Origin of the sequence: Microbacterium sp. NPDC089987 (genome assembly GCF_044748505.1) — a bacterium.
GTDB lineage: Bacteria > Actinomycetota > Actinomycetes > Actinomycetales > Microbacteriaceae > Microbacterium.
On the sequence record NZ_JBIVGE010000003.1, the window covers coordinates 153,726 to 166,400 of the forward strand.

12 protein-coding genes are annotated in these 12,675 nt (G+C 67.6%); 4 read left to right on the forward strand and 8 right to left on the reverse strand.

Translation table 11 applies throughout. The features are described 5' to 3' along the window. Positions 1 to 94 precede the first annotated feature (94 nt). From chvE to mmsB, 3 genes are all read left to right on the forward strand, one after another. Complete coding sequence (gene chvE, locus ACIPV2_RS13600; protein WP_400842098.1) at positions 95 to 1,249, forward strand: multiple monosaccharide ABC transporter substrate-binding protein; 1,155 nt, start codon at positions 95 to 97, stop codon at positions 1,247 to 1,249. 86 nt (positions 1,250 to 1,335) lie between these two features. Then, positions 1,336 to 2,892: a multiple monosaccharide ABC transporter ATP-binding protein gene (gene mmsA, locus ACIPV2_RS13605; protein ID WP_400842100.1), complete on the forward strand. Its 1,557-nt coding sequence runs from the start codon at positions 1,336 to 1,338 to the stop codon at positions 2,890 to 2,892. Further along, a complete protein-coding gene (mmsB, locus tag ACIPV2_RS13610) occupies positions 2,889 to 4,112 on the forward strand; it encodes a multiple monosaccharide ABC transporter permease (RefSeq protein ID WP_400842102.1) in 1,224 nt (407 codons plus the stop codon). Before mmsA ends, mmsB begins: the two co-directional genes overlap by 4 nt. Before the next feature lie 57 nt (positions 4,113 to 4,169). Here the strand turns inward: mmsB and ACIPV2_RS13615 are convergent, their stop codons facing one another. Genes ACIPV2_RS13615 through rsmA form a run of 3 tightly spaced genes read right to left on the reverse strand, consistent with a single transcriptional unit; the run spans position 4,170 to position 7,031 of the window. After that, a complete protein-coding gene (locus ACIPV2_RS13615) occupies positions 4,170 to 5,096 on the reverse strand; it encodes a 4-(cytidine 5'-diphospho)-2-C-methyl-D-erythritol kinase (RefSeq protein WP_400842104.1) in 927 nt (308 codons plus the stop codon). Further along, positions 5,096 to 6,160: an aldo/keto reductase gene (locus ACIPV2_RS13620; RefSeq protein ID WP_400842105.1), complete on the reverse strand. Its 1,065-nt coding sequence runs from the start codon at positions 6,158 to 6,160 to the stop codon at positions 5,096 to 5,098. Before ACIPV2_RS13620 ends, ACIPV2_RS13615 begins: the two co-directional genes overlap by 1 nt. 4 nt (positions 6,161 to 6,164) lie before the next feature. Continuing rightward, positions 6,165 to 7,031 carry a 16S rRNA (adenine(1518)-N(6)/adenine(1519)-N(6))-dimethyltransferase RsmA gene (gene rsmA, locus ACIPV2_RS13625; protein WP_400842107.1) on the reverse strand — a complete coding sequence of 289 codons (867 nt, stop codon included), beginning with the start codon at positions 7,029 to 7,031 and terminating at the stop codon, positions 6,165 to 6,167. A 44-nt stretch (positions 7,032 to 7,075) separates the two neighbouring features. On the opposite strand from rsmA, the gene ACIPV2_RS13630 reads away from it, so the two are divergent. Then, a complete protein-coding gene (locus ACIPV2_RS13630) occupies positions 7,076 to 8,326 on the forward strand; it encodes an MFS transporter (RefSeq protein ID WP_400842109.1) in 1,251 nt (416 codons plus the stop codon). Here the strand turns inward: ACIPV2_RS13630 and ACIPV2_RS13635 are convergent. From ACIPV2_RS13635 to metG, 5 genes are all read right to left on the reverse strand, one after another. Continuing rightward, positions 8,323 to 8,904: a GNAT family N-acetyltransferase gene (locus tag ACIPV2_RS13635; RefSeq protein WP_400842111.1), complete on the reverse strand. Its 582-nt coding sequence runs from the start codon at positions 8,902 to 8,904 to the stop codon at positions 8,323 to 8,325. The two genes, ACIPV2_RS13630 and ACIPV2_RS13635, sit on opposite strands and share 4 nt — an antisense overlap. A gap of 66 nt (positions 8,905 to 8,970) precedes the next feature. After that, positions 8,971 to 9,417, reverse strand: coding sequence for a type II toxin-antitoxin system VapC family toxin (locus ACIPV2_RS13640; protein WP_400842113.1), 447 nt, complete (start codon positions 9,415 to 9,417; stop codon positions 8,971 to 8,973). After that, on the reverse strand, positions 9,414 to 9,671 hold the full coding sequence (locus ACIPV2_RS13645) for a type II toxin-antitoxin system Phd/YefM family antitoxin (protein ID WP_400842115.1): 258 nt from the start codon (positions 9,669 to 9,671) through the stop codon (positions 9,414 to 9,416). The genes ACIPV2_RS13640 and ACIPV2_RS13645 overlap by 4 nt, the downstream gene beginning before the upstream one ends. 59 nt (positions 9,672 to 9,730) lie before the next feature. After that, positions 9,731 to 10,627, reverse strand: coding sequence for a TatD family hydrolase (locus ACIPV2_RS13650; RefSeq protein ID WP_400842117.1), 897 nt, complete (start codon positions 10,625 to 10,627; stop codon positions 9,731 to 9,733). Positions 10,628 to 10,706: 79 nt separating this feature from the next. Continuing rightward, positions 10,707 to 12,317: a methionine--tRNA ligase gene (gene metG / locus ACIPV2_RS13655; protein WP_400842119.1), complete on the reverse strand. Its 1,611-nt coding sequence runs from the start codon at positions 12,315 to 12,317 to the stop codon at positions 10,707 to 10,709. Between the last annotated feature and the right edge of the window lie 358 nt (positions 12,318 to 12,675).

Consider the following 12,675-nt stretch of genomic DNA (forward strand, 5'->3'; position numbering starts at 1 on the left):
ATATGCAATGCTCCCAGAACGGACGCGCGTTCGCGCCTCACCGAGACGACTCGGCAGTCCGCTGCATCAAGCCTTTCAAGGAAGAGAGATCGCAATGAGAAAGACCGTCCTGCGCACCTTCGCGGCCACCGGCGCCTTCGCCCTGGCGCTGGGCCTCGCCGCCTGCTCCGGCAACGAATCGGGCTCGGGTTCCGAGGGTGGCGGCACCGCCGCAGAGGACATCCTCGTCGGCGTCGCCATGCCGACCGAGACCTCCGAACGCTGGATCGCCGACGGCGACGCCGTCAAGTCCCAGCTCGAGGACCTCGGCTACGAGGTCGACCTCCAGTTCGCCAACGACGACATCCCCCGTCAGCAGCAGCAGCTCGACCAGATGATCACCAACGGCGCCGACATCCTCATCGTCGCGTCGATCGACGGCACGGCGCTGGCCACGCAGCTCGACAACGCCGCCAGCAAGGGCATCCCGGTCATCGCGTACGACCGACTGATCAACGGCACGAAGAACGTCGACTTCTACGTCACGTTCGACAACTACAACGTCGGCGTGCAGCAGGCGCAGAGCCTGCTGCAGGGACTCGGCTACCTCGACGCCGACGGCAAGGAGACCGACTCCGCCGACAAGAAGATCATCGAGGTGTTCGCCGGTTCGCCCGACGACAACAACGCCGGATTCTTCTTCGACGGAGCGATGGACACCCTGAAGCCCTACCTCGAGGACGGTCGCCTGACCATCGGATCCGGCCAGAAGGACTTCGACACCGTGTCGACGCTGCGCTGGGACCCGGCCGTGGCGCAGAAGCGCATGGAGGACCTGCTGACTAGCACCTATGACGGTGGCTCGAAGCAGCTCGACGGCGTGCTCTCCCCGTACGACGGGTTGTCGCGCGGCATCATCACCGCCCTCGAGAACGCGGGTTACGGCTCGACCATCGAGGAGGGCCTGCCGGTCGTCTCCGGTCAGGATGCCGAGATCGCCTCGGTGAAGATGATCGCCGACGGCGTCCAGTACGCGACGATCTTCAAGGACACCCGCAAGCTGGCCGCCCAGGCCGTGACCGCCGCGGAGTCCTTCGCCGACGGCGACAAGCCCGAGGCGAACGACACCGAGACGTACGACAACGGCGAGAAGGTCGTCCCGTCGTTCCTGCTCGAGTCCGACATCGTCGTCACCGACAACATCAAGTCCCTGCTGATCGAGTCGGGCTACTGGACCGAGGCCGAGGTCGCAGCCGGCGTCGCCGAGTAACACTCGCACGAGCACCACGGGATCCGCCGCGCCACAAGCGGTTCGGCGGGTCCCGTGGGTCCGCGGTTCCACAGACAGGAGCATCGATGTCCGACGTCATCCTCCAGATGCGCAACATCACCAAGAACTTCCCCGGCGTGAAGGTTCTCAAGAACGTGAACCTCAGCGTCGAGCGCGGCCGGATCCACGCCATCTGCGGCGAGAACGGCGCCGGCAAGTCCACCCTCATGAAGGTGCTGTCCGGTGTGTACCCGCACGGCACGTACGAGGGTGACATCATCTTCGACGGCGCCACGCAGGAGTTCGGAGCCATCAAGGACTCCGAGCGTGCCGGCATCGTCATCATCCACCAGGAGCTGGCGCTCGTCCCCTACCTCTCGGTAGCCGAGAACATCTTCCTGGGCAACGAGATCCTCGGTCGCGGCGGCCTCATCGACTGGCACGAGGTCAACGCCCAGGCCACTGCTCTGCTGGCCCGTGTGGGTCTGAACGAGAACCCGACGACGGCCGTCGGACAGCTCGGAGTCGGCAAGCAGCAGCTCATCGAGATCGCCAAGGCACTCACGAAGGACGTCAGGCTGCTCATTCTCGACGAGCCGACAGCCGCGCTGAACGACTCCGATTCCGAGCACCTGCTGAGCCTGCTGCGCGACCTGCGCGACCAGGGCATCACCAGCATCATCATCAGCCACAAGCTGGGCGAGATCGTCGACATCGCCGACTCGACCACCATCATCCGCGACGGCGAGACGATCGAGACGATCGACATGCACGGACCGGATGCCACGCAGGACCGGATCATCCGCGGCATGGTCGGGCGCTCGCTCGACAGCCGCTTCCCGGAGCGCACTCCCGACATCCACGAGGAGATCTTCCGCGTCGAGAACTGGTCCGTCATGCATCCGACGCAGGCTGGTCGAGTGATCGTGGACGACGCTTCGCTCTCCGTCCGTGCCGGCGAGATCGTCGGCATCGCCGGGCTGATGGGCGCTGGCCGCACCGAGTTCATGATGAGCGTCTTCGGCCGCAGCTACGGCCGGGATGCTTCAGGCAAGGTGTTCCTGCGCGGCAAGGAGATCTCCACTCGGAGCGTGCGGGCCGCGATCGACAACGGACTCGCCTACGTGTCAGAGGACCGCAAGCAGTACGGCCTCAATCTGATCACGGACATCAAGACGAACATCTCATCGTCGGCGCTGGGAAAGCTCGTCACCGGCGGCGTCTTCGTCGACGGCAACGAGGAGAGCAAGGTCGCGGAGCAGTATCGCCGCGATCTGAACATCAAGTCGCCGACAGTCGCGCAGATCGTCGGCAATCTATCGGGCGGAAACCAGCAGAAGGTCGTGCTCGCCAAGTGGCTGTACACCGACCCGGACGTGCTGATCCTCGACGAGCCCACCCGCGGCATCGATGTGGGCGCGAAGTACGAGATCTACGAGATCATCAACGCGCTCGCCGCCGCGGGCAAGGCCGTGATCGTGGTCTCGAGCGAGCTCCCCGAGCTGCTCGGACTCTCGGACCGCGTCTACACCCTCGCCTACGGGCGCATCACCGGTGAGCTTCCCGTCGCCGAGGCGACCCAGGAGAAGCTCATGTCGCTCATGACCATCGAACCGAACTCCACGAAGGAGGCAGCAGCGTGAACAACGTCTTCACCGAGGTGAAGGATCTGCTGACGCAGAATCTGCGCACGTCTGGCATCTACATCGCCTTCATCGCGATCATCGCGATCTTCACGATCACCACCGGGGGCAAGCTGCTCTCGCCGGAGAACGTGACGAACATCGTCCTGCAGAACGCTCACATCCTGATCATGGCGCTCGGCATGATCCTCGTCATCGTCGGCGGCCACATCGACCTGTCGGTGGGGTCGGTGCTCGCCTTCGCGTCCGCGGTCTCGGCCGTCCTCGTGATCAAGAACGGCATGCCCTGGTGGGTCGGCATCATCGCCGCCATCGTGGTCGGCATCATCGTCGGCGTCTGGCAGGGCTTCTGGGTGGCCATCGTCGGCATCCCGGCGTTCATCGTCACCCTGGCCGGCATGCTGCTGTTCCGCGGCCTCACCTGGCTGGTGCTGAACAACGTGTCGCTGTCGCCGTTCCCGCAGGACTACCGCAACGTCGCCAGCGGCTTCGTCGACAGCCTGTTCGGCTCGATCACCATCGGAGAGGGCCAGGGACTCAAGGCGCTGCCGCAGACCGTCGACATCTTCACCCTGGTCATCGGCCTCATCGCCGTGGTCGGAGTGGTCGTCAGCTCACTGCGCACCCGCCGCGCACGGCAGGGATACAACCAGCCGGTCGAGTCGCCGTTCCTGTTCATCCTCAAGCTCGTCGTCGTCTCGGCGGTGCTGCTTGCCTTCGCGTGGGCACTGGCCTACAACCGCGGCTTCCCGATCGTGCTCATCATCGTGGCCGTGCTGATCCTCGTGTACCAGGTCGTCACCAACCGCACGGTGTTCGGTCGTCACGTCTACGCTGTCGGCGGCAACCTCTCGGCTGCTCGCCTGTCGGGTGTGAACGTCAAGAGCGTGAACTTCTGGATCTTCGTGAACATGGGCTTCCTCACCGGAATCGCCGCCGCGGTGTTCTCATCGCGCTCCAACGGCGCGCAGCCGGGCATGGGCAACATGTTCGAGCTCGACGTGATCGCGGCCTGCTTCATCGGCGGCGCGTCGACCATGGGCGGTGTCGGCCGGGTGGGCGGCGCCCTCGTCGGTGGCCTGGTGATGGCCGTGATGTCGAACGGCATGCAGCTGATGGGCGTGCCGCAGGCCGCTCAGCAGATCGTCAAGGGTCTCGTGCTGCTGCTCGCGGTCGCGTTCGACATCTACAACAAGCGTCGCGCCGGCACGACCCGCTGATCTGCCGTCGCGCGTGAGAGAGGGATCCGTCCGTTCGGGCGGATCCCTCTCTGCGTCTCAGCCCATCACGCGGGCACCGGGCACCGGCCCGTGCACGTGCAGCGCGCGCCGACCGCTGGCGCTCAGCTGCTCCTGAACCGCGCGGGCGTGCTCGAGGCCCTCGCAGAGCAGCGCGATCGTCGGTCCGGATCCGGAGACGAGACCGCCGAGCGCACCGAAGCGGATGCCGTCGACGAGGGCGGCCCCGAGATCGGGCCGGTCGATCACGGCGGCGGCCTCGAGGTCGTTCAGCAGCACGGGGGCGAGGTCGCGGGCATCCCCGGACCGCAGCGCGTGCAGCACCGGAAGCGGCACGTCGAGCGACATCGGGGGGTCGTCGGCAACCGCTCCCTCCTGCGCCCGCAGCTGGTCGAGGCGGCCGTACACCTCGGGAGTGGACAGGCCCTGCTCGCTCAGCACGAGCACCCAGTCGAACCGCCCGCGTGCGAGCGCAGGCGTGAGCTCATCGCCGCGGCCCGCGCCGATCGCCGTCCCGCCGTGCAGGGCGAACGGCACGTCGGCACCGAGACGCGCCGCCAGCGCGTGCAGGCGGTGCGCACCCAGCTCGGTTCCCCACAGGGCGTCGCACGCGACGAGCGCCGCGGCCGCGTCCGCAGATCCGCCGCCCATGCCGCCGGCCACGGGCACGCCCTTGCGGATGCGCAGGTGCACCCCGGCATCCACCCCCGCGGTCTGCGCGAGCAGCTTAGCGGCCCTCATCGCCAGGTTGCGGTCGTCGAGGGGGACGCCAGAGACGTCGACGTCCCCCTCGACCTCGAGCGTGAATCCCTCGGCCGCGGACGCGTAGACGTCCTCGTACAGCGACACGGCCTGGAAGACGGTGGCCAGGGAGTGATAGCCGTCGTCGTGGCGCGGACCGACGCCCAGGTAGACGTTGATCTTGCCCGGAGCCCTGACATGCACGGCATCCGGTCTCCGCGCCATCACAGCTCCGACGACACGGACCAGAGGTTGACGTCGATGCCGTGCGCGATCGCATCGATCGCGGTGAGCTCGTCGTCGGTGAACGCGGGCCCGTCGATGGCCGCGATGTTCTCATCGATCTGCTCGGGCCGCGAGGCGCCGATCAGCGCCGAGACGACGACAGGATCACGCAGGGTCCACTGCAGCGCCATCTGAGCGAGCGTCTGCCCGCGGTCCGCGGCGATGTCGTTGAGCCCGCGCAGCACCGCGAGTCCCTCGTCGGAGACCGGACGCTCGGGCAGCGAGCGGCGCTTCTGGGCGCGGTCAGCCGTGCCGTCGCCCAGGTACTTGCCGGTGAGCAGCCCCTGGGCCAGCGGCGTGAAGGCGATCGCTCCCATGCCGGCCGCTCGCAGGGTGTCGGTCAAGCCGTCCTCGACCCAGCGGTTGAGGATCGAGTACGACGGCTGGTGGATCACCAGCGGGGTGCCCAGGTCGCGCGCCACAGCGAGCGCCGCTTCGGTGCGCTCGGCGCTGTATGACGAGATGCCGACGTAGAGCGCCTTGCCCTGCCGCACCAGCGTGTCGAGCGCCCCGATGGTCTCCTCCACCGGGGTGACCGGGTCGACGCGGTGCGAGTAGAAGATGTCGACATAGTCGAGGCGCATGCTCGTGAGCGATCGCTCGGCGCTGGCGAGGATGTACTTGCGGCTGCCGAGGTCGCCGTACGGCCCCGGCCACATGTCCCAGCCCGCCTTCGACGAGATGATCAGCTCGTCCCGGTACGGCGCGAGATCCTCCGACATGATGCGGCCGAAGTTCTTCTCTGCCGAACCGTAGGGGGGTCCGTAGTTGTTGGCCAGGTCCAAGTGCGTGATCCCGCTGTCGAAGGCGTGGCGCAGCAGCGCACGCTGGTTGTCGAGGGGGATGTTGTCGCCGAAGTTCCACCACAGGCCGAGCGAGATCGGCGGCAGGTAGAGGCCGCTTGTGCCGACCTGGCGGTAGGCGAAGCGCTGATAGCGCTCGGCGGCCGCGACATACGGCCGGTGGATCTCGGGAACGTCGGGGTTGAAGCGCGGTTCGGTCACGCTGTCAGGCTATCGGCACCGGTGTCGATTCGGACTGCACCAGCGCGATGCGGTGGTAGTCGTCGACCGTGAGGTCCTCGCCGCGTGCGGTGGGCGCGACGCCGGCGGCTTCGAGCACGGCGGATGCCGCGGCGGAGCTCCCGTAGAGACCGGACAGCGCCTGGCGCAGCATCTTCCGGCGCTGGTTGAAGGCTGCGTCGACGATCGCGAAGGTGCGCCGGCGCTCGTCCTCGCCGCCGCGGGGCGTCTCGTCGCGCTCGAAGCCGACCAGCAGGCTGTCGACGTTCGGCACCGGCCAGAACACCTGCCGCGACACGGTGCCGCACAGCCGCCACGGTCCGTACCAGGCGGCCTTCACACTCGGCGCACCGTAGATCTTCGATCCCGGCTTCGCCGCGAGTCGCTCGGCGACCTCCGCCTGCACCATCACGACGCCGCGCTCCAGGTACGCGAACGTCTCGAGGAAGTGCAGCAGCACCGGCACCGAGACGTTGTACGGCAGATTGGCGACGAGCACGGTGGGCTCACCGGGCAGCTCGGTGACGCGCATGGCATCGGCATCCACCACTGTCAGGGCGCCTTCGGCGACGCCGCGCTCGCGCGCCGTCTGCGGCAGCCGCTCGGCGAGGCGGTGGTCGATCTCGACTGCGGTGACCGAGGCGCCCGTCTCGAGGATCGCCAGGGTCAGCGACCCGAGGCCCGGACCGATCTCGACGACCCGCTCCCCCGCCTGCACGCCGGCGGCGTTCACGATCTTGCGCACGGTGTTGGCGTCGACGACGAAGTTCTGCCCCAGCTTCTTCGTGGGCGTGACGTCGAGCTCGGCGGCAAGACGACGGATCTCGGTGGCGCCGAGCAGGGAGACGGTCATGAGTCCATTCTCGCCCATCGCCCCCTGCCCCTAGGATCAGGCGGGTGACCGCACTGGGAGAGCTCATCGCACCGCGCCGGCTCGGCCGCGACTTCCCCTGGCTGATGTCCGCGGCGTGGACGAGCAACATCGGCGACGGCATCGCGCTGGCCGCGGCTCCGCTGCTGATCGCGTCGATGACCTCCTCTCCCCTACTCGTCGCCTCGGGTGCCATGCTGCAGTTCCTGCCGTGGCTGCTGTTCGGGCTGCATGCCGGCGCGATTGCGGATCGCGTGGAGCGGCGGATGCTCGTGATGCTCGCCCACGGCATCCGTGCTGTCATCGTCGCCGCTCTCGTGGTGCTGCTCGTGACCGGCACCGCGAACATCGCTATCGTGCTGGTCGTGTCGTTCCTGTACGGCACGGCCGAGGTCTTCGCCGACACGAGCACGAGCACGCTGCTGCCGATGATGGTGAAGCCCGCTGACCTCGGTATCGGCAACGCGCGGCTGCAGGCCGGCTTCCTCGTCGCCAACCAGCTGGCCGGCCCTCCGCTGGGTGCCTTCCTGTTCGCGGTGGGATCTTTCTGGCCGTTCCTGGCTCAGGTGCTCGCGGTGACCCTCGGGCTGATCCTCGTCTCCCGGATCGCGCGGCAGCCAGTGCCGCCGCGTGCGGAGCCCACCCGGGTTCGCCACGACATCGGGCAGGGGCTGCGCTGGGCGTGGCGCAACAAGCCGGTGCGGACGCTGATCGTGATCATCCTCGCGTTCAACATCACCTGGGCGGCGCCCTGGGGCATCCTCGTGCTCTACGCGACCGAGCACCTCGGCATGGGGCCGGTCGGCTTCGGCGCGCTCACCACCGCGTCGGCCGTCGGCGGGCTGCTGGGCACGCTGAGCTTCGGCTGGCTGGAGCGGCATGTCTCGTTCGCCACGATCATGAAGGTGTGCTTGACGCTCGAGGTGATCATGCATCTCGCCTTCGCGCTCACGACGAACGGCGTCGTCGCGCTGGTGATCATGTTCGGCTTCGGCGCCTACGCGTTCGTCTGGGGCACGATCTCGACGACCGTCCGCCAGAGACTGGTGCCGCACGATCTGCAGGGCCGCGTCGGGTCGGTGAACATGGTCGGCGTCTTCGGCGGCATGGTTCTCGGACAGGCGCTGGGCGGTTTGATCGCGCAGACGTGGGGGCTGACGGCGCCGTGGTGGTTCGCGTTCGCGGGCTCGGCGATCACGCTGCTGCTGATGTGGCGGCAGATCTCGCACATCGCCGCGGCCAAGCCGGCTCTCGACGGGGACGCGGTCGCGGTCTAGCTGGTCAGGCGGGCGTCCAGCCCGTTGCGAACGGCCGGCCACTCGTGCGGGAGGATCGAGTACGCGACGGTGTCCCGCAGCGATCCGTCCGGCATGATGCGGTGGTTGCGCAGAATGCCGTCGAGCTTCGCCCCCAGGCGCTCGATCGCGGCGCGGGACTGCCGGTTGTGGAAGTGCGTCATGAGCGACACCGCGATCGCGTCGCAGGTGTCGAAGGCGTGCGCGAGCAGCAGCCGCTTCATCGCGGGGTTGACCTCGGTGCGCTGCGCGGACGCACCGATCCAGGTGTAGCCGATCTCGACCCGGCGGTTCGGCTGGTCGATGTTGCAGAGCGTGGTCATACCGACGACTTCCTCGGTGGCCAGACGCCGCACGGCGAAGGGGTTCATCCCTCCCGCGTCGCGCAGGGCGAGACGCCGCTCGATCTCGGCCGGCACCTCTTCCGCGCTGGGCACGGAGGTGTACCAGGCGGAGCTCAGTGTCGCTGCAGCGCGGCGCAGATCGTCTGCGTGCTCATGGCCGAGCGGCTCGAGCCGTACGAACTCGTCCTGCAGGGTGATCTCGTCGAGAAGGCGCACCCGATAAGGCTACGGGTTAGTGCCCCGATGCAACGATGCAACGACGCGCCGCCCGGCACGGGGGGATCAAACTTGCGAGTCCGGTCTCGAGACGCTGGTGTCGATCGTCGTGAACCCCTCATCGTTGGCTGCGCGCAGAAGCATCCGGTCCCCCGACGCGAACAGCACGTCGCGCGCCCGGATGCGGGTGGCGGTCGCCAAGTGCGTCGCGTCATATCCACGAAGACTGTGCCGCACCGCGAGTTCGGCGGCCTGACCAACGATGTCCGAGTACGCCTCTATGAGCGTCATGTCACGGATCAGACGCGTGGCATTCTCCTGCAGCGCGTCGTGCTCGCTCTCAGAGAGACGGCCAGCCCTTCGTCCCATGGCGATTGCGGCAGCCGCCTCGACCACGACCAGTCGGGAGCAGGCCACTTGCGTCGCGTCACGCCATAGCCGCAGTGCGATCGGAGTTCCCGCCTCTTCCACAAGCAACGGCACGAGTGCCGAGGTGTCGAGATAGACGATCACCGGCGCTGCTCGGCGACGAGATCGCTGAGCCCCACGCCTGTGGCTCGTGGCCGCGGGCGAGAACGCCCCGCGTGCGCAGGCCGCGTGGCCAGGCCCTCATCGATTAGATCTTGCAGCAGGTCGTTGCCCTCGATCGGGACGATCTCGGCGACAGCGACACCTCGGTCTGTGATGACCACGCGATCTCCATTGCGCGCGGTGTTCACGTAGGCGCTCAGATTCGCCTTCAGCTGTCGGATCCCCACCTGCTCCACGACGCCTCCTTCAGAGTGACCACAATTCTACTCTGTTGAAACCACATTGGCATCGATGCTCAGCTGAACGCGCCGTACACCGCGAGAGTGTTCGCCGCGAGGTGCGCGCACAGCTCGTCGACCTCGAGGTCGAGCTGGGCGGCCATGAACCGCACCGTGATCGGCACGAGGTAGGGCGCGTTGGGACGTCCCCGCAGCGGCTCGGGGGTGAGGAAGGGTGCGTCGGTCTCGACGAGGATGCGATCGAGCGGCGTGACCGCGAGCGCGTCGCGCAGGTTCTGCGCGTTCTTGAACGTGACGTTGCCGGCGAACGACAGCCAGTACCCGGCATCCGCCGCGACCCGCGCCATCGCGTCGTCACCGGAGAAGCAGTGGAACACCGTCTTCTCGGGAGCGCCGACGCGCGTCAGCATCTCGAGCACGTCGTCGTGGGCATCGCGGTCGTGGATCTGCATCGCGATGCCGTGCTTCTTCGCCAGCGCGATGTGCGCCTCGAAGGATTCGTGCTGCGCAGGCCGCCCCGGCTCGTCGGTGCGGAAGTAGTCGAGTCCCGTCTCGCCGATGGCCCGCGTGCGCGGGTGCGCAGCGAGCTCGTCGATCACCGCGATGGCCTCCTCGAGGCGCCCTTCGGCTGCGTAGACGGGCGCGTCGTTCGGGTGGATGGCGACGGCCGCGAGCACGCGGGGGTCGGATGCCGCCGCGTCCACCGCCCAGCGCGAGGACTCGATGTCGCCTGATGCCTGCACGACGCCGGCGATGCCGACCTCTTCAGCACGGTCGAGCTGCTCAGAGAGCGTCAACCCCTGCTGGGTCGCTGAGCCCGTCGAAGGGCCGTCGGCGATCTCGAGGTGCGCGTGGTTGTCATACACCGGAACGGTCAGCGGCTCGGGAGCCGCGGGATAACGCAGATCCTTGCGCCCGTCGGCATCCCGGCGCTGCACGTACGTCTCGGCCATGCGTTCCCGTCCCTCGGTCCTTCCACCCCCGGTCGTCGAGCGAGCGAAGCGAGTCGAAACGCGCTCCGCAGCCCTCTGTCTAGGCGGTCTGCTCCACACGCGGGAACAGCGGCGCGAGCGGCGACACGATCGTCCCCGGCTGCAGCGCACCCCACGCACCGGCCTCGCGGATCGACTGCGCGGTGAGCCCGCCGAGTGAGCCCTGGGCCCCGAGGGCGTCCCACAGCTTCGCGGTCGACTGCGGCATCACGGGCGACAGCAGCACGGCGAGCGCGCGCAGTCCCTCTGCGCATGTGTACAGCACGGTGCCGAGACGCTCACGCTGCTTCTCGTCTCCGGCATCCGCCTGCTTGGCGAGAGCCCACGGCTCGTTCTCGGTGATGTAGAGGTTCAGGTCGTCGACGATCGTCCAGATCGCGTCGATCGCCTCGTCGATGCGGAAGCTCTCGATCGCGGCGTCCGCCGCGGTCGTGGCATCCGCGACCTTCTTCTGCACCACGAGATCGCGCTCGGTGTACCCCGCAGGCGCCGGCACGACGCCATCGAAGTACTTCTGGATCATCGCGACCGTGCGCGAGGCGAGGTTGCCGAAGCCGTTGGCGAGCTCGGCCTGGTAGCGGGCCGACAGGTCCTCCCACGAGAACGAGCCGTCCTGACCGAAGGCGATCGCCGAGAGGAAGTAGAAGCGGTACGCGTCGGAGCCGAAGACGTCGGTGATCTCGGTGGGCGCGATGCCGGTCAGCTTCGACTTCGACATCTTCTCGCCGCCGACCAGCAGCCAGCCGTGCGCGAAGACGCCCTTGGGCACATCCAGACCTGCGGCCATCAGCAGCGCCGGCCAGATGACGGCGTGGAAGCGCAGGATGTCCTTGCCGACCACGTGGTACCCGGGCCAGCGGCGGTCGAACGTGGTCCCTGAGCCTGTCGAAGGGTCGTCCGCACCGTAGCCGACGGCGGTGACGTAGTTGAGCAGCGCGTCGACCCACACGTAGATGACGTGCGACTCGTCCCACGGCAGCGGGATGCCCCAGTCGAACGTCGACCGGGAGATCGACAGGTCCTTGAGACCCTGGCTCACGAAGGAGATGACCTCGTTTCGCGCCGAATCGGGACGCACGAAGTCCGGCTCGGTCTTGTACAGCTCGAGCAGACGATCCTGGAACTCGCTCAGCTTGAAGAAGTAGTTCTTCTCCTGCAGCAACTCGAGCGGCTTCGAGTGGATCGCGCAGACCTTGAGGCCCTCGAAGGGCCCGGTGCCGTCGACGATCTCGGACTCGGGCTTGAACTCCTCACAGCCCACGCAGTACAGCGCTTCGTACTCGCCCGCGTAGATGTAGCCCGCGTCGTACAGCTTCTGGAAGAAGACCTGCACGTTCTTCTCGTGCCGCTCCTGCGTGGTGCGGATGAAGTCGTCGTTCGCGACGTCGAGCGTCTTCAGCAGCGGGAACCAGCTCTCGCCGACGAGCTTGTCGACCCACCCCTGCGGCGTGACGTTGTTCGCCGCGGCGGCGCGCAGCATCTTCTGACCGTGCTCGTCGGTTCCGGTGAGCATCCAGGTGTCGTCACCCGCCTGCCGGTGCCAGCGCGACAGGGTGTCGACGGCCACCGTCGTGTACCCGTGGCCGATGTGCGGCACGTCGGACGGGTAGTAGATGGGCGTGGTGATGTAGAAGGACTCGCCTGCGGGCATGGGATCGATTCTAGGCGGGAACGGTCAGTCGTTCTTCTTCGTGACCCGGGGGCGCGAACGTACGCCCACCGATTCCCGTCGAGAGCACGGGACCTCGCCGAACGAACGGGCTGTTCGCGTGAAAGAGCCGCTCACTCGCCGAGATCCCGTGCTCTCGACGAGGGCGAGGGCGAGGACGGGGGGGGGGGCGAGGACGGGGGGGGCAGCCCGTCATGACCTCGGGGTAAGTGGTAGTAGGGATGGGGCGTGGGATGCTCGGGGCATGGGGGTGGAGAAGCGCAGGGCAGCGGGACCTGCTGGCCCGGCTGGAGCGGAAGCTCACGGATTCAGGTCCGGAGCCGACCGATGAGGATGCCGT